Here is an 18,970-nt window from a genome sequence, read left to right as displayed (position 1 = left end):
GTGGATTGCGGCGCTCAACCCAACGACAGCGCCTGTCGCATTGATCGGAATGACAACGGCCCACTATCGATGGGGCGTATTGGTGGTCACCCTCTGATACCTTGATTTGTCTGCTGACAATGGCGCGATTCCCAGCTGTAGCCGAAATTTGGGATACTACCCGCCAAGATCCTGCGTCGACGGGTCTGGCGTGATGAACTGGCTTGGGAGAGCAGGCTTCTTCTATCCGGCGCTGCGGCTCAGAAGCGCGATGATGGCACCCGCTCCCAAAAGCGCCACCTGTGAAAGAGCCTCGACCAGCCTACGGTGAGCCTTGTTGCCGCGTGTATCGTCAAGGACAGCCACCATCGTAGCTACCGTGCCGCTCACCACGGTTAGCGCCAGAACGGTTGCGAAGATCAGATGGAAGGGGATCATGATTGGCTCCTCATGCTTGACTGGAGCCATTATGCGACTGACTACACCGGCGGGGATAAAATGGGCGGAAATTCCGGATAATCTATTGAGATCATTGCATTGATACCGAGAAATTATCCCCTCATCCCGGCTGGCTCAGCGCTTCGATCTCATCAAGGATTTCCAGAATCTGATCAATCTGGTCCTGTCTCTCTCCACCAAGTGTCTCGGCAAGCTCAATCGCCGGCACGAGAAGAGTAATCTCTTGGACAAGTGCAGCGGCGCGTTCCAAATCGGGGATATCACTTGTTGCTCGCACGGCGAGCCGACGACAACGGGCGTGATTGATCTGGCCGTCAGCAGTGACCAAGCTGCGAAGTTCGCCGAGCGGATTTGTCATTCGCACCACGACACCTGCTGTCCGGGCCTCCACCGCGCGGCGTAGCCGTCACGTAGCAGAACTTCACCGGCCGTCTCGCCATTTGGCAACCTCACCCAGACCAGTGGGCGGCCGTAGCGGTCGCGCACGCCCGAATCCTCAACGCGAACGTCTTGTTTCAGCAGATCCTCCAGCCGGAGTTTCGCCTGCTGGCCCAGAAGGCGCTCTTTGGCGCATTTGGCGTTGCGGATTTCTGGCGCATCCACGCCGGACCTGTTTGGCGCCCCCGGCCCCATGATGCGCATATTCTGCCCGTCGCACTTGATTGTGTCGCCGTCGACGGCGGTGAGGGAAGGCAGGCTGCGAATAGGGCCGCCAGCACATTCATTGCCTAGCCGATGACGCCAGCAGCAATGGCTCGCAGAATCCCGCGTACATCCGTCCCCTTCTTCAGCGACTTTTGAATCGGGCTTGCATCACCAGAGACCCAAATCGTCAACTCAGTATCGAGATCCGTACCTGCGGTTTCGACGGAGAACTGGGTAATTGCTCGATGCGGTATGCTGAGATAGTCGACCTTGTTTCCCCGTATCCCTTGAATGTCTACGATGATCATGCGCTTGCTGGTGAAGATGAAAAAGTCTCGGACAATCTTGTAGGCGAGCCGGACACTCGATCACTACTCCATCAAGACGCTGGGCCAACTTTGATGCGTCGATTTCACTCCTATGCCCAGGAGTCCATCCAGAAGTCCCATTTGCGTTCCTCCCAACCCCTGCCGAGTGTGGCCGAACATATGGCTGGGCGCAAGTATCGCACCGACTGCAGGCTTAACTCGGTGCAACTGTAGCGATAGGTGGCCCGATCGAGCTCGTACCAAGCACATTCACCCGCTCCCCAGGCACAACAGGGTGCTTGCCATCATCGGCCGGATTATCGCGAAGCGCGGTGAGGGGCATACCGGCCTGGTGCTGATCATTGCTCACCAGGGCGTATGCACTTCTGGGCATCCGCCTCCTGCAGATCATCTGCGCGCGAACATGACCCGCATCCGGCCACAGGTAGGCGCTGGTGGGCACTTTGCTCAGGCGAGTACCTGCAGCCCGAAAGCTCCTGATAGGAATCAGCGGCTAGGCTGAGCGCGGCGAGCGAGGTGTTGCCGCTCGGCAGGGCAGGGGAGGGACACCGTGCGTCGTAACGGCAGTTCACGAGAGGGTATAGAGCACCGATCCTCATCTACCTGCGAAGAACCCTGTGCCGGGCTTTTGTCCAGGCACCCACTGCATGAGAATGATGGTAGCGACCTAATGCTCGCGCGTTCCAGACCAATCCATTGGTTCGCGAGCCTTGACAATACGGGATCCGATGCTGGCACCGCGCCGAACTCCACTGCTGCGCGAAGGCTACGCCGCCCGATGCCGGCCGAGGTATTGCGTCATGGTGCGAGTGACGCAGGGGCGTCGCACGTCACGTCTGCTCAGAATCGCGAGGCCACTTCGTTGGATCGCCGATCGTCATTATTCGCAGCATACATGCCGGGCAGAGTTGGAATTTGCCCTGGACCAGCGGCGCGCCGCTTGGACTCGACACGTTGATGTCGACCCATCGGACAGCATCAATCTTCCGCACTTTCATCCTAGTGTTGCAGCCATCACAGATCCAATCCGGCTCGGCAGTAGGCAAACATGGCTCCCGTTTGGTGGAGAGATTTGAGGCTGGGGGATGTACAGTGTGCAGCGGAAGCATCTGTTGACTCCTTCGCCGTGTCTGGCTACCTAACAATTTCTCCCCGCGCCAAAAAAGTTAAAAAAGGTAAAATATGATTTCAGGCACATATATTTTACAATACCTCTGTGTGCGCCATGTAAACTTTAGAACATTTTCTTCCTTGCAAGTGCTTTTGACAGCAAAACATCCGGTGATGGAATTCAGAGGAAACCGGCGGCGTAGCGATCCCATTGAGACGCGGGCGCTGACTCTGCCGAGGCGTGGTCTCACTCAGGAACTGCCACGTGCGAAAACAACGGCCGCAAAGGAAATAACCCAGCCGGCATGTCGCTCGGTACCACCGCACCTTCAACGGACCGCAGCGAACTTGGCGCCCGTCCCGGGCATGTAAAAGCCCCGCACCTGCTGCAGGACCGTGTGCATCGGTTCCGCTCTACCAACCATTACAATTCGTTGTAACGGTATCCCGAACCGCGGACGGTTTTAATGCAATGCTCACTGTCTTCGTTCAGTTGTTTGAGCTTCTTTCGCAATCGACTGACATAAACATCCAATGTTTTGTCGTATGGATCATAGTCACGAAAAAACGCATTCTTGTACAGAAAGGACTTTGAGCAATTCCGATTCCTATTTCCATGGAGCACTTCTATAATTCGTGCTTCTGCATCTGTCAGACGCATTTCGTTCCCATTGTACATCATGATTCTTCTTTGAAGGTCGCAAGTCACATTGCCCAAAAAAACTTGCTCCTTTCTATCTTTCGGCTGTTGTTTGGGTCTCTGCTCAACAAGCCTCCTCATTCGGGCCTGCAGTTCCCTGATATGGAACGGCTTCATGATGTAGTCGTCCGCACCAAGGTTGATCGCATCGGCGCGACTGTCGCCGCTTCCCGCGCCCGAGATAAGTATGACGGGAACGTTCGTGTTGCGTCGGATGGATCGCAATATTTCGATCCCGTTACCGTCAGGGAGATTTACGTCCAAGATTATCCCGTCAAAGTAGTCGATCTCGGAACTGTGTACATAGTGCACAGCCCGTTTGTAGGTCGAGAGAAACAGCAGGCGATCGGAAGGGACGGGCCATGCCGTGCGGATCGTTTCGGTCATCAACGGATCGTCTTCAATGACAAGTATATCCATAAGCTCGCAGTTTTGACTTTGGGAACACCGCCTCCGGGCAGGCGTCTTCTATCATTAATGTGCCGCCTTCCGACGTTTCGGTGTTCTCCCAACCATCGCTTGAGTAAAGATTGATGGGTTGATGAGCTCAATCGCAGGACAGGCTTTTTCTATCCTCGGCGAACCGCGCGATGGGCCGATGGCTGAAAAAAGTCGCTGTCCGGTAATCTTGGCTGCACAGGCACCATATGAGAATCGGCGTACGCGGACGACAAGACGATCTCTCATCTTCAATCATCAGACTCGTTTGGCCTGCCGCCAGGATTCGTGAGCGCCTTGTTCATCTCTCTGCGACCTTACTCTTCTGCCGGTCATCCAAGACGCCTCTGACTTTGGCAGCAAGGTCGCGCTTTCGGTAAGGTTTCGGAAGCAGTTGCAAGCCATGGACCAAGCTGCCGTTGCGGAATGCAATGTCCTCGCTATAGCCGGAGGTCAAAAGAACAGGTAGGTCAGGGCAAATATATTTGGCTTGCTCAGCCAGTTGAAGGCCGCTCATACCCCCTGGCATGATCACATCGGTGAACAAGAGGTCGAAGGTGCGTCCCTGCTTGAGTGCTTCCAGGGCTTCCGGGCCATTGGAGGCGCTGACAACTTGATATCCCAGGCTCTGCAGCTGGGCCTGCGCGTGGTCACGCACCATGTCGTCGTCCTCGACCAACAAGACTTTGCCCGACCCCCCGGGCGCGGCGAGGCTAAATTTATCCAACGTTTCGGACTCATCCGGCTCGTGGCAGGCATGCGGGAGGTAGAGCCTGACAGTTGTGCCGTGCCCACGCTCGGAGTAGATTTTCACGTGGCCCTTGGATTGCTTGACGAAGCCGTAGACCATGCTCAGGCCCAGTCCGCTACCTTTGCCGACTTCCTTGGTGGTGAAGAAGGGCTCGAAGGCATGCGCCAAGGTCTTTTCATCCATCCCAGTGCCCGTGTCGGAAACCGCTACCACGATATAGGGACCTGCAGCGAAATCGTCATACTGTGTCACCATCTCCTGGTCGACGTAGATATTTGTGGTCGAGATCGTCAGACAACCACCGTCAGGCATCGCATCACGGGCATTAAGGCAGAGGTTTAGAACAGCGCTTTCCAACTGCGTCGCATCTACAAGACCCTTCCACAAGCCATCACCAGGAGCGAACGCCATTTCAACATGTTCCCCCAGGGTTCTACGCAACAGTTCGTCCATACCAGAGATCAGTTTATTGACATCAGTCGGGTTTGGATCGAGCGGTTGCTTTCGGGAAAACGCGAGCAACCTGTTGGTCAGTTCAGCTCCGCGCTCGGCGGCCAGCTTGATCAACTGAGCAAGCGCACGGGGGCGGCCGTTGGACGATAGCTGCTCGGCGAGAGTCTCGGCGTTGCCCAAGATGACTGTGAGAAGGTTGTTGAAATCATGCGCAACGCCACCCGTTAATTGGCCGACTGCCTCCATCTTCTGTGCTGTCGCGAGAGCCTGCTCCTGACGCCTGGTGCTGGTGATATCAAATATCAGGCCGTATCCGATGATTTGCCCGTCGGACTCGCGAACGGTGTTCATCGTGTCACGAACCCAGATGGTCCTGCTGTCAGCCAAGGCAATTCGATATTCAAGCTCGACATCAACGAAGTCTCGTGCAGCGCGCTCTCGGGCGGCAGCCAGGTTGGTGACCCCGTCCTGAACAATGCGATCGTTCCAATCTCCGCAGGACGCGCATTCGTCGGCACTATACGAGAGAATACTCTCGGCCTGCGGCCCGATATAGTCCAGCACCCCGCGCGACAGATCCAGCGTATACGGAACGACGCCCGTACTTTCGACCAGATGGCGATATCGGGCTTCACTCTGTCGAAGCGCACTGTTGGCTTCATTGATCTTCCTTCGCTGCTCGCTTTCCCAATCGGCCAGCCGGCGATTTCGCACCGCCTCGAACGAAAGGAAAATGAGCAGTGCGACCGCTGTTCCGACGAGGGACACGAGGAGCCAAGTAGACGTCACTTGGAGCTTGTCCAGCCGTTGGTTGAGCTGGCGGGCAACCTCGCCACGCGATGCGGACACAGATACTTCCGTCAACGCATCTGCGAATGGCTTGAGCGCCTCTCTGATCCGTACGACTGCCCCGTGATCTCCAGGAGAAAGCGTCTCCAACTCTGTTTCGATGCCGTCCAGAACGCGTAGCAGCCTTTCAAAGGTTTCGGAGACGCCCGGCACCGAACGGATAAGAGAAGATTCTGGCCCATGCAGAGCAACACTCGGCCGGCTATAAAATATTTCGAAGCGCAGTATGAGATCTTGAATCTCTTCGTCGCCTCCATGGTGCTCAAAATGGTCGAGAGCCAATAGGAACCGAAGATATTCCTTCTCAACCTGCCACGCAACCCAAGCATTTGTGCGTAAAAGTTCGACGTTGATCTCACGTTCTTTGTTCTGCCAGAGAATAAATGCAATAACCAGCGCGATAAGGGCCAACGCTGCCGCCGACACCCAAGTGACGCGGTTCTTGGCGGCGGTGTTGATCCAGCCCGCGACGACCTTCATCGAAACTCCAGCCGGTACAGCTGCCAGATCATACGGTCATTGTAGGGATTGACTTTGGTGGATGAAGATTCCGTGGACGGATATATAATCCATACTGGGCCTTTATCGCGGATTCGCATATACTGCCCATTGTGCTTGATGGCGAGCAGGACCGAAAGTTCGTATGCATCCGAAACGGGTATTGTTGCGCTATAGTCATTGAGGGCAGTGGCCACTATTTCCTTTCCTGAAGCTCCGATAGCGTCAATCAGGTCCTTCAGGAGGACCCCCGAAAAGCTCTGCAAACCCTCTGTCCAATCGGTGTAAGTTCTCATCTCGGTCTGCGGCAATGTCTCAAGGTCAGCGATAGTGAAATCCACGTCTCTGGCTTCACGCGTTCCTTCCGTTTGTGGTGCTATCTGTCCCGTGATGGTCAAGACCGTTCCTTGTTCCAAAGCATGCGCAGAAACGGACACGCCGAAGAACTGCACGCCCATAAGCGACAGCCAGACTGTCACAACGGTCAGGATTTGTTTCATCTCGTTCCCCTGAATGCGCACCTGGTGTTCCACTTCAGAACACAGGCCGCGTGTCAAAATCGTATGCCCGTTGTTTGAGAGCACATCCCCGTGTGACGGTTTTTTACGCGGGAGGCTTCCTGATTTCCACTCACTTGAAGCGGTTTTTCGCCTTTTTACTCTCGTTTGGGCGCGGCATCGGTCTGGACAGCGGCGCCGACCAGTTTGTCATCGATAGGCCGCTGCTCACCCTCACGTCGGCAGCTGTGGGGACGGACGGTGTCCGCGAAGCAGACATCTATCACGGGCGCCAAGCGTTAGGTCTTCACCACTTGGCGCCCGCACGTCATGATGTCGAAGGCACCTATAGTAGGAGTGATCGGCGTCTGCTCTCACAGCGGCTTTACGATCCGGCGGTAACCATCTACACGTTTCGTCGGCGGTCGCCAAAATCACAGATCTGCGTGGAGAAGCGGGATGGAGCTGGGACTGGGGCTGATCGGCTCGGGTTTCATGGGCAGGACGCACGCCTTCGCGTTCAACAATGTCGCCCGCGTGTTCAATTTACCGGTAAAGGTGCAGCCGGTCATGTTGGCCGACGTCGGCGAGGAGCAGGCCGCGCGTGCGGCAGCGGCCTTCGGTTTTGCCGAATCGACGGCTGACTGGCGCCGCCTCGTCGCCGATCCGCGCATCCACATCGTTTCGGTCACCTCACCCAATCTCCTGCACAAGGAGATGGCACTGGCGGCAATTGCGGCGGGCAAGCACGTCTATTGCGAGAAGCCGCTGGCTCCGAAGGCGAGCGAGGCAGAGGAGATGGCGAGGGCGGCCGAGGCAAAGGGCGTCGTCACCGCAGTCGGCTTCAACTACCTGAAGAACCCGATGATGCGCCTTGCAAAAGAGATCATCGACAGCGGCGAGATCGGCGAAATCCGCGCCTTCAGCGGCATCCACACAGAGGATTTCATGATGGACACCGAGGCGCCGTGGACATGGCGGCTGGACCCGGCCGGCGGCGGCGGGGCGCTGGCAGACCTCGGCAGCCACCTGATCGCCGCCGCGCGCTATCTGGTAGGGCCTGTGGCCGAGGTGTGCGGGGAGGTGGCGACGCTGGTTGCCACGCGCCCGGATGGCGCCGGCTCGGCCAAGCGAAAGCCCGTCGAGGTGGAGGATATCGGCCGCGCTTTCCTGCGTTTCGAGAACGGCTGCAACGGTGTTCTGGAGGCAAGCTGGATCGCCGGCGGACGCAAGATGCGGCAGGATCTCGAGATCACCGGCTCGCGCGGCTCCATTGCCTATTGCGGCGAGCGCATGAATGAGCTCGACCTCTATGTGACTTCCGATAAGGCCGGGCGCGACGGTTTCCGCAAGATACTGGCCGGGCCCGCCAACGAGCCCTACGGTGCGTTCTGCGTGGCGCCCGGCCACCAGCTCGGCTTCAACGACCTCAAGACCATTGAAGTGTGCGACCTCGTGCGGGCGATCGCCGGCGAGGAGACCGGCCATGCTGATTTCCGAGAAGGGCTGGAGGTGCAACGCACGCTGGAGGCGATCTATCGGTCGGTGGAAGGCGGCTGGACGAGGGTCTCTTGATCCGTAGATCTACCTGAACAGCTATGCTTTAATGCTGCGCATGATCTGAGTGCGCTCTGGCGTCATTCAGTGGCTTCTCCTTCGTCCAACGTACGGCGGGCCGTCCTCAGCCAGGACAGGAGATGACTGATAATTCGGCTCAGCTCGTTAAAGTCACCGTCGGACAGATGGGCGAAGGCATCGGCCTCGATGCGGTCTGTGTCTCGTCGCTGGCCTTGAGTATTTCCTTGCCAGCGGGGCAGGGAATCACGCCAACTGTTCATTAACCATAACGACATAAACACCTTGGACATTCGAAGCTGCGGAGGAACGCTCATGCCACTCTCGCGAAGGACCTTTATCGTCGGACTACCTCTCTTCGTTGGTGGCTGCGTTTCTGCCGAATTCGCAAATTATGCAGCTCTCACGGATGAGCCGTTCCCTGTAAACGCCATCCCGCTTTCGCAGATCAGGCCTGAACTTCGGCGCACGGAAGTCGCGTTCGGTGGAGACTACTCTCCTGGAACGGTGGTCGTGAATACCCCGGAGCGTCGGCTCTACTACGTTCTCGGCAATGGGCGGGCGATCAGGTACGGAATTGGAGCGGGGCGAGAAGGACTGACATTGCGCGGCAATGCAGTCGTTGGCCGAAAGGCCAAATGGCCGAGTTGGGCCCCGACGCAAAACATGATGCAGCGCGATTCACGTTATCTTCAGTACGCCAGTGGGGTGCCTGGTGGGCCAAGAAATCCCCTTGGTGCCCGCGCCCTCTACCTTTATCGGAACGGCCGTGACACCATGTTCCGCATTCATGGCACGAACCAACCCGAGACGATTGGCGGAGCCGTTTCGAGCGGCTGTATCCGAATGGTCAATCATGATGTGATCGACCTGTACGAACGTGTGCCGGTTGGCGCCAGAGTGGTCGTCGTCCAGGCTTGATCGTGATTGCGCGGCTATCCGGTGAATTGCGGGAGTGAACCGGTGCGATTATCCTGCAGGCCCACGATGGCCGGGCATTGAGCTCTCAATAGAGAACTACTGGAACGCGCAGAAGAAGAGCCAAATGGCTTGCTAAGATCTGCAGCCAGCCGGGTGTTCTCGACGAGCTGCCTGACGGCTGGGACCGCATTTCCGGCGGCTACTTCGGAATGCAGTGCCTTTCGATGTCACGCACAGCGAACGCTGCTGCTTGCCGCCACGCCTCGTCATTATCGCCCCGGTAGCTCAAAAACCGATCGCACACAGGTCTATTGCTGTTCAAATCCAACACTGCGAACTTCACCCAGCCGACCAGGGTGCTCATCTTGTGGACCTCTCCAATCAGCAAATATCCGGCATCGCTTTTCTCGCCTGCGTTGAAAGTGCGTCCAGTCCAAGGTCGTGGCACAGATTGAGGCGCCTCGCCCTCTGACCCCATCATGCGGCGGCAAAAGCGCCGACCGCGAAGAGAAGCGTGTGAGCCGCGGATCGGTCCGAGACCAACGACAGGAACAGCTTGACCTCAACGACCAGAGAGGACTCTCACATCGGCTCCTCGCGCTTGCGGCATCAATCCCTCTGAACTTTTGAACGGATACCAGCTAGGTGGCGGTAGCTAACGCTTCTTTTGTCGTGCTTGCTAGTTGCAGGCGAGAAGCCGCTAACCTGGCTTCGCCTCTGCCGGCCGCGCGCAGTCGCCGGTCAAGGGTGGCGAAAGCCATCGCGCAGCAACTTGCCCTTGACGGGCCACGAGCACGGCGGCACGCTGACAGAGGTTGACCCGCATCAGGGGCGGCCGCGGGCATGATGTCTTGGCGCGTCCAGCGGAACACTGTGCCGTCGCCAGATGCGATGCGTGATCACGAGCGATCGGGCAATCGCCACGCGCTTGCGCATGCCGCCGGAAAGCTGCTTGGATGGGCACTTTCGAAGCCCGAAAGACCAGAATTGATGTAATGAGCGACTAGCTCGGCGTTTTCGGTCTTTGAGATCTGGCTTTTCTCCAGCGCGAAACCGCTGCTGGAACGTGTTCAGAAGGTGGCCAACACTATTGGTGCATGTGCGCCCAGCATTCGCATCTAGGTAGAGAAGAGAAACACGTCGTCCCGCACGACTGAATCGGAATATTCGACCGGACCGCCTTCGCCATCGGTGACGAGCCTCTGGATACGAAGCAACGGCGCTCCTTCGTCGATCTTCAGGTCCGATGCCTCGCGGCCGCTGGCGGCGGCGACGAACACATGTTGGGAGGCAAGCACGAGCGTGTCAACGTGATGTGCCCGCACCAGCTTGTAGAGAGAGCGGGTGCGCAACGCGTGCAGGGGCAATCCGTCGGCGATCGTTCCGGGAATGATCGAAACCTGCCGCACGGCCGGCCGGCCCTCCAGAATGCGGACGCGGCAGATCTCCGAAACCGGTTCCGATACGGAAAGGCTAAGCACGTGTGCTTCCGTCAGTCCGGCAGGCATTTTTCTGACCGAAAGAAGCCGGGTGTCCGGCCGGAAGCCCGCTTCGCGTGCGGCGGAAGGAAAGTCCGTCAAATGCTGTTTGTCCGTCCGGATGGCCCGCCGTTCAACAACGGTCCGTCGACCCTGGCCTTTCGATACGATCCCCTGGCTCTGAAGCAGGGCCAGAGCCTGGCGGATCGTATTGCGGCTGACCGAGAAATGCGCCGCAAGGTCGAATTCGGAGGGAATCGCGTCGCCCGTTTTCCAGAAGCTATTAGAAAGCTCCGCGGCGATCGCCCGCGCGACCCGCATATAAGCCAGGCCGGTATCTCCAGCTGTCATTGGGTCTTGTGCCCGACATTGCGCACCAGAACCGCGGCGATGATGATGAGGCCGGTGAAGATGTCCTGGAGATAGTTGGGGACGCCAAGGATGGTGAGGCCGTTGGCGACAACCGCGATGATCGCAGCGCCCAGCAAAGTGCCCGGCGCGTTGGGCTGGCCGTCACGAAAGGCCGTCATGCCCAGGAAGACGGCGGCATAGGCCTGGAGCAGAAACCCATTACCGCCGGTGGGGTGGGCGCTGCCTAGCCGGGCGGTGAGCAGGAGGCCGGCGACAGCGGCAAGCAGCGTGCACAAGCCGAAGGCGTAGACGCTCGTGGGCACGATAGGCACGCCGGTCAGCCGTGCCGCCTCGCGATTGCCGCCAATGGCCAGCATCTTCCGTCCGAGCTCGGTGTAGTCGAGGATGAATGCGGCAAAGATTGTCGCCGCCAGCGCCCAAAGCGTCAGCACCGGCGCGCCCGCCAGATAGCCCCGGCCCATATCCCTGAACGCGTTGGGAATATTGCCGAAGAGGGTGGCGCCGTCGCTGATCCAGAAGGTCAAGCCGCCGACGATCGTGCCCATGGCCAGCGTCATGATGAAGCTCGGCATGCGCCAGGTTGCCACCAAAAAGCCGCTAATGCAGCCGACGGCGAAGCCCGCCACAAGCGTGACGACGATCGTGGGAACCATGCCCCAGCCGGCGCCAAAAAGGCTGACGGAGACAATGCCCGCCATCGACACCACGGCCCCCACCGAGAGGTCGAACTCCGACAGCGACATGACGAAGGTCGCTCCCAGCGCCACGATGGCCAGGAGCGACATCTGCTGGGTGATGTTGATGAGATTGGACGTCCTGGCGAACGCCTCCGGCGACAGAGCCGAAAAGAGAGCGACAATAGCCGTAAGGCCGATCAGGGTTCCGTAGCGGGCGGAAAAACTCACAGTATACCTCCCGGCTAGCCGGTTTTGCGAATTGGGTCGCGATCGGGTGCGTGGAATGTTGCGTCGAGAATCGATTGCCGCGTGACGGCATGGTTCGGCGCGTCGAGCGTGATGCGGCCGTGCGCCATCACCAGTACGCGGCCGGCAAGCATCAACAACTCCTCGATGTCGCTCGTGACGAACAGGACAGCACCACCGTCTTCGGCCAGGCGCAGGCACATCGAATGAATTTCCGCCTTCGAGCGCACATCGACGCCACGCGTCGGCTCGTCGAGCAGGAAAAGCCATGCTTCATCGGTGAACCAGCGGCCGATCATGACCTTCTGCTGATTGCCGCCCGAGAGCGTGGAGACGCGGTCGGAGAGCTTTCCGTATTTCACGTTGCCGTCTGCAAGAAGCCTGCGGATGCCGCGGCGCGCGGCACGCCAGGAAGGGACCGGCAGCTTCGATGCCGCGCGATAGAGCGACAGGCGCGGGAGCACTGCGTTGTCCAGCACCGAATGGTGCATGACGAGCCCGCGGTTGCGCCGATCTTCGGGAACATAGGCCACGCCCGCCGCGATGCGTTCGGCAATCCCGGCTGCAGGCAGTGCCCTTTCCTTGATCCTGATTTCACCACGCGCCAGCGAATTGGCGCCCCATATGGAGGCAAGAAGGCTCGACCGGCCGCTGCCGATCACGCCATAAAGGCCGACGATCTCGCCCGCATTTACCGTGAGATCGAGCGGCGGACGGAAGTATGCAGGCGTGAAACCCGAAAGCTTGAGCAGCGGTGCACCGGTCCTTGTTAGCGCCGCGCGCTCGTGCTTGAACTCCTCGCCCGCCATGAGGGCGATGATCTGGTCGCGCGTTTCGTCGCTCAGGCTGCCTTCGCCCACCGTGCGCCCGTTGCGCAAGACTGTGTAGTCGTCGGCGACGGCAAAGACCTCGTCGAGCCGGTGCGAGACGAAGATGACCGCGCAGCCGTGGTCGGCAAGCCCACGGACGATCTTGCGCAGGGTCTTTGCCTCGCCTTCGCTAAGGGAGGCGGTCGGCTCGTCGAGCACCAGGACCCGTGCTTCGTCCATGAGCGCGCGCAGTATCCCGACGATCTGGCATTTGGCCGTGGAAAGCCGTCCCACTGGCACGTCGATGTCGAGCTCCATCCCGTGCCGGTCGCGCACCTCTGCGAAGCGCGCGCGCATTTCGCGCCACCCGACGAGCCCGAGCCTGCGTGGATAGCGGCGGCCGACGAAAGCGTTCTCGTATGCGGTGAAGCTGGGTACGAGGTTGAGTTCCTGGTGGACGAAACGCAGACCCGCATCCTCCGCCGCATGCGGGTCGGCGGGCGCGTAGGCGTACCCGCCGATGCGCATCGTGCCGCCGTCGGGACGGTCAACACCCGACAGGCACTTCAGCAATGTCGACTTGCCGGCGCCGTTTTCGCCGAGAAGCGCATGAACACGCCCGGCGGCCACGCGCATCCGTGCACTGTCGAGGGCCGTGACACCGCCGAACCGTTTCCTGAGCTCCTCGATCTCGAGCATCGCGGTGGCGACTATTTGCAATCAGCACCGAGGCTTTCGCGGTCGACGACCATAGCGTCGACGAAAATCTCCTTGCTGCTGGGTTCGCCGCCGTCCAACACAGTTTCAATCTCCTCGACCGCCGCCCGCGCAATGCCGGGGAAGTCCTGACGTACTGTGGCGACCAAGTTGGTGCACTGGCCGATCAGGTCGACGGCCTGCGGATTGCCGTCGATGCCGGCGATCACGATGTCGGAATCCGGCATGTCGCTCTGCAGCGCCAGAAGCGCGCCGATGGCCGGCTCGTCCCATGCAGCCCACACGCCGTCGATCGCCTCGCCGTGCTGGCGAATGAAGGTCTCCATCGCCTGGCGTGCATTGTCGATCGGGCCCGGGACCTGCACGTAGTGCTCGGCGATCACCTTGATGTTCGGGTTCTCCTCAAGCGCCTTGTCTAACGCGAGCTCGCGCTGTCGTACGCCCGGATGCGCCGAATGGAAGAACTTGACGATATCGCCCTCGCCGCCGAGCGACTCGAACAGGTAGTCCGACAGGATCGTGCCGAGAGCGAAATTGTCGGTGGTGATGTTGGCGCTCACCCCGTCGGCCAGTGCCCCGTCGAGCGCGAAAACTGGAATGCCCTTTTCGGCCGCGCCGGCAACCTGGTCGCCCACCTGATTGGGATCGACGCTGACCAGAACAATGGCATCGACGCCGGCATTGGTCACGTCTTCGATGCGGCTGGCAAGCTGCTGGAAGTCGCCACGTGTGTCGAGCACGTTGACGGTCCAGCCCTTGGCCTCGGATTCGGTGGTGAACGTCTCCACCATCTCGTTGGTGGCAACAGAGCTGAGGTAGGGCGTAAGCACCGCCACGTCCTCAGCCCACGCCCCGGTTGCCGCGCTCACGCCCGCCAATGTGGTCAGCATCGAAAGTGTCCGTTTCATCATCTCCTCCACTGTCCGTTTCCCTGTCTTTCGATCCTAGCCCAGCCGTGCGGCCTGCTCGCGCGCGAAATCTGATGCGGCCATATAGGCCTGGTACCGTCGGTCGGCGCGGTCTATCCGCTCGCGGTGCGGGGCAATGGATTTGCTGGCATGTTTGAGCGCATCGTCATCAACGGTGATGCCAGCTTTGGACGCCACCATCCGCAATACACCCAGCGCCGTCATCTCCAGGCTGTCGTCGGGGATAGAAATCTCACGCTTCAACGCATCGGCCAACATCTGCTGCTGCAAGATGTGGCGCGCGGCACCGCCGATGATCGTCAGCGGCGACGGCGGCAGGCCCGCATGTTCCAGATTGTGGCGGACGGCAAAGGCGATACCTTCCATCACGGCATAGGCCAGCGCGCCGCCGTCGTGAACACGATCGAGACCGAGAAAGGCGCCGCGCACGCGCTGATCCTCGAACGGCGCACGCTCGCCCGACAGATAGGGGAGAAAAAGGGGAGCCGGCGGCGTCCGATCCGCCGGCTGCACCTCGCCAAGCAACGCATCGACCGGTTTTCCCACCAGCTCGGCCAGCCAGTCCATGGCAGCCCCCGCCGTAAGAAACGGCGAGATGATGATGGCGTGATCCGACCGGACAGGATCCGCGAGCGTGTAGATCGTCCTCGGCGGGGCCGCTTCGCGCATCGGCAGGGTGGCCGCCACCCATCCGGTCGTGCCAAGATAGGCATAGGCTGCGCCAGGCCTGTCGGCAAAGGCGCCCCAGGTGGCAGCCGCGGCATCACCGGCACCATTATAAATCGGTATTCCTGCAGGCAGCCCAAGTTCATTCGCCGGCGCAGGCAAGAGTGGCCCGACGACTGCGTTGGCTGGCAATATCTTCGGCAGGGCCCTGGTATCCTGACCGGCACATTTCAAAAGCGCGCCGTCCCAGCCGCACGTGGCCATGTTCATCAGACCGGTCGTGGAGGCCGTCGTCGGGTCGGTAACGCTCTGCGCTGTCAGTCGGAAGGTGACCGCATCTTTGGCTCCGAAGGCCCAACGCACGTCCTTTCCTCGGGCGGCATCTGGCAGGAAACGTTCGACCCGCATCAGCTTAAGGATAGTGTGCGCAGGATCGAAATGGTTACCGGTACGCTGCGCGTAGTCCTCGGGGAGCTGCTCACAAAGCGCACTAACATCCGCTTCATCGAGCCGCCGGTCCGAGTAGAGAGCAGCTGGCCCAAGCGGCAGACCATCGCTGGCAAGTGGAATAAGGTTCTGCATTGAACCGGTAAAGGCGATAGCCGCGACGAATTTTCTGTCTGCTATCTCCGCAAGCGCTGCCTTCAGTGCAGACCACCAGTCTTCGGGATGCTGCTCCTGCGATCGGTCGGCACCTGATCGCGTCTTGATCTGATGCGATGCAACTGCGCGGATTGTCCCGTCCTCGCCGAAGACGACAGCTTTCAAAGCTGACGAGCCAACGTCAACGACCAAGAGATTCCGATTCAGCCCCGCTCCCATTCGAACGCTATCACCCCCTCCTCGCGTTCGGCCTACGTTCTGGTGATGCTGGATGCTTGGGAACCACCACGTAGCGCCTCGAACCTGGAGAGCATGCGGCCGGCGATCGCTTGTCAACGACAATCCGGTGATGCTAGTCCGCACGTTTCCCAAATGGGACAATATCTTCCCAATCTGACCCGCCAACTGGTTGCGACAAGCTACGCGCGGAAGAACTTGCCAAACTGCACAGGGTTGGCGCCGGAATAGCGCCTGAAGGTGGCGGCAAAGCGCCCGGCATTGGCGTAGCCGACGTGACGAGCAATATCGCCTACCGACAGGTCGCTGTGCTCCAGAAGCATACACGCGTGCTCCATGCGGCGCATCGTCAGGTACTCATGCGGAGACACGCCGACGAAGCGGCGCATGCCGTTGGTAAGCGTACGCTGCGACACGCCGATCCGTGCCGCTAGCGCACCGATGCTCATTCCAAGCATGGAGGTATCGTCGAGTATCGCTTTGAACCGATGCACATAATACGGTAGCGGGCCCCCAGCGATTGCACTGGCTGTTTCGACGGCGGTGCACGGGATGTGCTCGAACACCGTTTCAAGCACGGCGTTTACCAGCGGCGCGGGTGAGGGGGCGGCAAATGAAGACGAGGAAATCTCCAACTGCTCGGCGACCATCAGGCCGATGAGCCTGGCAATCCGGCGTCCAGCAAGCATAGCGAGATCGATCTCCGGCGCAAAGACCGGCGTCGAACGAAGCGGCCTGCCAACGAACCGTTGGTAGGCGCGTTCCACGTAACTGCGCTCCAGCCGCAGCATAATCTGTGTTGTGTCGGCGTGCCAATTAGAGCGTACATAGGAGCCAGGTGACAGGATAAGCCCGCTTCCTTTGCGTGAGGAGACACGCCGATTGCCATAATGGACATCGGCGCCGCCGCTTAAAGGGAATTCGAGCATGTAGAAGCTGTCGAACATGCCGGCTTCCACCACCACATCCGGTCCGTAGCGCAGAAGGTTGAGAGAAGCGCCTTCGCAGACGATGGCGTGGTGGCGGAAATCAAGTGCCGTCTCGCCCTTTGGCATCATCAGGCTGTGCGGACGGTAGCGCGCCGAAATCGCGGCTACGGCCTCGGCGACATGAAGCGTACGCAATCCCGGCACCTGACTGAGCCGGTTCGACGCTTCGGTGAGATCAGGTACCATCATTGCGGCAGATTAGGCAGGTACCGAAATTCTGTCCACTGCGCTAATCGGGCACGAAAAGAGGATTGGAACAAGTTGGCCCGGTGATTGCAAACTCCCGAAACGTCCCATCCCTACAATTCAGGCCCTTCGAGCTTTTAGTCTCACGCCACTGCCCGTTTGACTTGTCACCTTCGCACATGCGCACGATTGAAAAGCGCCGCGAGGGAGGCGGCAATGATGATCATGCAGACCCGACCAAACTCCTTCCGCACCGGACCTGACGAACAGGGCATGTTCGGCATTTTTGGCGGTCGTTTCGTTGCCGAAACGCTGATGCCGCTGATCCTCGACCTGGAGGCACACTGGGAGGCGGCGAAGAAGGATCCGGCCTTCAAGGCTGAGCTGGAACATCTCGGCACGCACTATACTGGCCGTCCCTCGCCGCTCTATTTCGCTGAGCGGCTGACAGAGCATCTCGGCGGTGCCAAGATCTACTTCAAGCGCGACGAGCTGAACCACACCGGCAGCCACAAGATCAACAACTGCCTGGGCCAGATCCTGCTGGCCAAACGGATGGGCAAGACGCGCATCATCGCCGAGACGGGGGCGGGCCAGCACGGCGTTGCCACCGCCACCGTAGCCGCTCGCTTCGGCCTGCCCTGCGTCGTCTATATGGGCGCCACGGACGTGGAGCGGCAGGCGCCCAATGTCTTCCGCATGAAGCTGCTGGGTGCGGAGGTGAAGCCCGTCAGCGCCGGCCACGGCACGCTGAAGGACGCCATGAACGAGGCGCTGCGCGACTGGGTGACCAACGTCGAGGACACCTACTACCTGATCGGCACCGCCGCCGGCCCGCATCCCTATCCGGAGATGGTGCGCGACTTCCAGTCGGTGATCGGCACGGAAGTGAAAGAGCAGCTCATGAAGGCCGAAGGCCGGCTGCCGGATATGCTGGTGGCCGCCGTCGGCGGTGGGTCGAACGCCATCGGCCTGTTCCACCCCTTCCTCGACGACCGCAGCGTGGCCATCGTCGGCGTGGAGGCGGGCGGCAAGGGGCTTGAGGGCGAGGAGCACTGCGCCTCGCTGACGGCGGGCCAGCCGGGCGTGCTGCACGGTAACCGCACTTATCTCCTGCAGAACGAGGACGGGCAGATCAAGGACGGGCACTCTATCTCCGCCGGGCTGGATTATCCCGGCATCGGACCGGAGCACTCGTGGCTGAAGGAGTCCGGCCGCGTCGAATATGTGCCGATCATGGACACGGAAGCGCTGGAAGCATTCCAGCTTCTGACGAGGCTCGAGGGCATCATCCCCGCGCTCGAACCCAGCCACGCGCTGGCGGAGGTCATCAAGCGCGCGCCGAAGATGGCAGGAGACCGGATCATCGTCATGAACCTGTGCGGGCGCGGCGACAAAGACGTCTTTTCCGTCGCCAAGCATCTCGACATGAACATCTGAGCCATGACGCTGCATTTCGTCGACATATGGGTCAATTGTCCCGACCGGGAGACGGCGGAGAAGATCGCCGACGCCTGCATCGCCGAGCGGCTCGCCGCCTGCGCCAATATCTTCGCACCCATCGCCAGCCGCTATCGCTGGCAGGGGGCGGTGGAGACGGCGGAAGAAGTGCCATTGTTGCTCAAGACGCGTGCGGAGCATTTCGACGCCGTCTGCGACATCGTGCGACCGCTGCACCCCTTCGATACGCCCTCCATCGTGGCGACGGCGATCAGCGACATCGACCAGCAGTATGCCGACTGGCTGCGCAAGGAAACAAGGGAACCGGCATGACCGCCACGCGCATCGATACGCTTTTTGTCAGGCTCAGGCAGGAGAACCGGCCGGCATTGGTGACCTATTTCATGGGCGGTGATC

The 18,970-nt window shown here is 59.9% G+C and carries 18 protein-coding genes and 2 pseudogenes; 6 read left to right on the top strand and 14 right to left on the bottom strand.

All coding sequences use genetic code 11. The features are described from left to right. Positions 1-222 precede the first annotated feature (222 nt). The 7 genes and pseudogenes from N5A92_RS25290 to N5A92_RS25260 form a co-directional block, all read right to left on the bottom strand. Positions 223-417 carry a hypothetical protein gene (locus tag N5A92_RS25290; protein WP_260907236.1) on the bottom strand — a complete coding sequence of 65 codons (195 nt, stop codon included), beginning with the start codon at positions 415-417 and terminating at the stop codon, positions 223-225. Positions 418-538: 121 nt separating this feature from the next. Then, on the bottom strand, positions 539-796 hold the full coding sequence (locus N5A92_RS25285) for a hypothetical protein (RefSeq protein ID WP_260907235.1): 258 nt from the start codon (positions 794-796) through the stop codon (positions 539-541). Then, a complete protein-coding gene (locus N5A92_RS25280) occupies positions 793-1,080 on the bottom strand; it encodes a thermonuclease family protein (RefSeq protein WP_260907234.1) in 288 nt (95 codons plus the stop codon). Before N5A92_RS25280 ends, N5A92_RS25285 begins: the two co-directional genes overlap by 4 nt. Positions 1,081-1,166: 86 nt before the next feature. After that, positions 1,167-1,532 (bottom strand): annotated as a pseudogene (locus N5A92_RS25275) (PH domain-containing protein). A gap of 1,414 nt (positions 1,533-2,946) precedes the next feature. After that, positions 2,947-3,642 carry a response regulator transcription factor gene (locus N5A92_RS25270; RefSeq protein WP_260907233.1) on the bottom strand — a complete coding sequence of 232 codons (696 nt, stop codon included), beginning with the start codon at positions 3,640-3,642 and terminating at the stop codon, positions 2,947-2,949. 319 nt (positions 3,643-3,961) lie between these two features. Then, positions 3,962-6,193, bottom strand: coding sequence for an ATP-binding protein (locus tag N5A92_RS25265; protein WP_260907232.1), 2,232 nt, complete (start codon positions 6,191-6,193; stop codon positions 3,962-3,964). Next, a complete protein-coding gene (locus N5A92_RS25260) occupies positions 6,190-6,711 on the bottom strand; it encodes a putative pterin-binding protein (protein ID WP_260907231.1) in 522 nt (173 codons plus the stop codon). The genes N5A92_RS25265 and N5A92_RS25260 overlap by 4 nt, the downstream gene beginning before the upstream one ends. Positions 6,712-7,167: 456 nt before the next feature. On the opposite strand from N5A92_RS25260, the gene N5A92_RS25255 reads away from it, so the two are divergent. The 3 genes from N5A92_RS25255 (at position 7,168) to N5A92_RS25245 (ending at position 9,204) form a co-directional block, all read left to right on the top strand. Next, a complete protein-coding gene (locus N5A92_RS25255; RefSeq protein ID WP_260907229.1) occupies positions 7,168-8,283 on the top strand; it encodes a Gfo/Idh/MocA family protein in 1,116 nt (371 codons plus the stop codon). Positions 8,284-8,405: 122 nt separating this feature from the next. Further along, positions 8,406-8,549, top strand: a complete 144-nt coding sequence (locus tag N5A92_RS25250; RefSeq protein ID WP_260907227.1) for a hypothetical protein — start codon at positions 8,406-8,408, stop codon at positions 8,547-8,549. A gap of 49 nt (positions 8,550-8,598) precedes the next feature. After that, a complete protein-coding gene (locus N5A92_RS25245; RefSeq protein WP_260907225.1) occupies positions 8,599-9,204 on the top strand; it encodes a L,D-transpeptidase in 606 nt (201 codons plus the stop codon). Between the two features lie 199 nt (positions 9,205-9,403). Here N5A92_RS25245 and N5A92_RS27595 read toward each other — a convergent pair whose 3' ends face one another. From N5A92_RS27595 to N5A92_RS25215, 7 genes are all read right to left on the bottom strand, one after another. Beyond that, complete coding sequence (locus N5A92_RS27595) at positions 9,404-9,682, bottom strand: DUF2380 domain-containing protein (RefSeq protein ID WP_425248644.1); 279 nt, start codon at positions 9,680-9,682, stop codon at positions 9,404-9,406. A gap of 640 nt (positions 9,683-10,322) precedes the next feature. After that, complete coding sequence (locus N5A92_RS25240) at positions 10,323-11,033, bottom strand: GntR family transcriptional regulator (protein WP_260907223.1); 711 nt, start codon at positions 11,031-11,033, stop codon at positions 10,323-10,325. Further along, complete coding sequence (locus N5A92_RS25235; protein WP_260907221.1) at positions 11,030-11,959, bottom strand: ABC transporter permease; 930 nt, start codon at positions 11,957-11,959, stop codon at positions 11,030-11,032. The genes N5A92_RS25240 and N5A92_RS25235 overlap by 4 nt, the downstream gene beginning before the upstream one ends. A 14-nt stretch (positions 11,960-11,973) precedes the next feature. Further along, a complete protein-coding gene (locus N5A92_RS25230) occupies positions 11,974-13,485 on the bottom strand; it encodes a sugar ABC transporter ATP-binding protein (RefSeq protein ID WP_260907219.1) in 1,512 nt (503 codons plus the stop codon). Positions 13,486-13,496: 11 nt separating this feature from the next. Further along, complete coding sequence (locus N5A92_RS25225; RefSeq protein WP_260907217.1) at positions 13,497-14,411, bottom strand: sugar ABC transporter substrate-binding protein; 915 nt, start codon at positions 14,409-14,411, stop codon at positions 13,497-13,499. 36 nt (positions 14,412-14,447) lie between these two features. Continuing rightward, on the bottom strand, positions 14,448-15,893 hold the full coding sequence (locus N5A92_RS25220) for a xylulokinase (protein ID WP_260907215.1): 1,446 nt from the start codon (positions 15,891-15,893) through the stop codon (positions 14,448-14,450). Positions 15,894-16,120: 227 nt separating this feature from the next. Beyond that, a complete protein-coding gene (locus N5A92_RS25215) occupies positions 16,121-17,071 on the bottom strand; it encodes an AraC family transcriptional regulator (RefSeq protein ID WP_260907352.1) in 951 nt (316 codons plus the stop codon). A 261-nt stretch (positions 17,072-17,332) separates the two neighbouring features. Here N5A92_RS25215 and trpB point away from each other — a divergent pair, with 261 nt between their 5' ends. From trpB to trpA, 3 genes and pseudogenes are all read left to right on the top strand, one after another. Beyond that, on the top strand, positions 17,333-18,553 hold the full coding sequence (gene trpB / locus N5A92_RS25210) for a tryptophan synthase subunit beta (protein WP_260907351.1): 1,221 nt from the start codon (positions 17,333-17,335) through the stop codon (positions 18,551-18,553). A gap of 3 nt (positions 18,554-18,556) precedes the next feature. Beyond that, positions 18,557-18,886, top strand: coding sequence for a divalent-cation tolerance protein CutA (gene cutA / locus N5A92_RS25205; RefSeq protein WP_260907214.1), 330 nt, complete (start codon positions 18,557-18,559; stop codon positions 18,884-18,886). Continuing rightward, positions 18,883-18,970, top strand: a pseudogene (gene trpA / locus N5A92_RS25200) (tryptophan synthase subunit alpha); the annotation flags it as partial. The gene cutA and the pseudogene trpA, both read left to right, overlap by 4 nt.

This window comes from Chelativorans salis, assembly GCF_025336525.1.
Classification (GTDB): Bacteria; Pseudomonadota; Alphaproteobacteria; order Rhizobiales; family Rhizobiaceae; genus Chelativorans; species Chelativorans salis.
This window is presented reverse-complemented; position numbering and strand designations above follow the sequence as displayed.

Coding starts and splice junctions, on each gene's coding strand:
- N5A92_RS25280 (WP_260907234.1), bottom strand. CDS start 1,080: ATGCGCATCATGGGGCCGGGGGCGCCAAACAGGTCCGGCGTGGATGCG.
- N5A92_RS25230 (WP_260907219.1), bottom strand. CDS start 13,485: ATGCTCGAGATCGAGGAGCTCAGGAAACGGTTCGGCGGTGTCACGGCC.
- trpB (WP_260907351.1), top strand. CDS start 17,333: ATGATCATGCAGACCCGACCAAACTCCTTCCGCACCGGACCTGACGAA.
- cutA (WP_260907214.1), top strand. CDS start 18,557: ATGACGCTGCATTTCGTCGACATATGGGTCAATTGTCCCGACCGGGAG.
- N5A92_RS25245 (WP_260907225.1), top strand. CDS start 8,599: ATGCCACTCTCGCGAAGGACCTTTATCGTCGGACTACCTCTCTTCGTT.
- N5A92_RS25250 (WP_260907227.1), top strand. CDS start 8,406: ATGACTGATAATTCGGCTCAGCTCGTTAAAGTCACCGTCGGACAGATG.
- N5A92_RS25260 (WP_260907231.1), bottom strand. CDS start 6,711: ATGAAACAAATCCTGACCGTTGTGACAGTCTGGCTGTCGCTTATGGGC.
- N5A92_RS27595 (WP_425248644.1), bottom strand. CDS start 9,682: ATGGGGTCAGAGGGCGAGGCGCCTCAATCTGTGCCACGACCTTGGACT.
- N5A92_RS25225 (WP_260907217.1), bottom strand. CDS start 14,411: ATGAAACGGACACTTTCGATGCTGACCACATTGGCGGGCGTGAGCGCG.
- N5A92_RS25285 (WP_260907235.1), bottom strand. CDS start 796: ATGACAAATCCGCTCGGCGAACTTCGCAGCTTGGTCACTGCTGACGGC.
- N5A92_RS25270 (WP_260907233.1), bottom strand. CDS start 3,642: ATGGATATACTTGTCATTGAAGACGATCCGTTGATGACCGAAACGATC.
- N5A92_RS25290 (WP_260907236.1), bottom strand. CDS start 417: ATGATCCCCTTCCATCTGATCTTCGCAACCGTTCTGGCGCTAACCGTG.
- N5A92_RS25265 (WP_260907232.1), bottom strand. CDS start 6,193: ATGAAGGTCGTCGCGGGCTGGATCAACACCGCCGCCAAGAACCGCGTC.
- N5A92_RS25240 (WP_260907223.1), bottom strand. CDS start 11,033: ATGACAGCTGGAGATACCGGCCTGGCTTATATGCGGGTCGCGCGGGCG.
- N5A92_RS25255 (WP_260907229.1), top strand. CDS start 7,168: ATGGAGCTGGGACTGGGGCTGATCGGCTCGGGTTTCATGGGCAGGACG.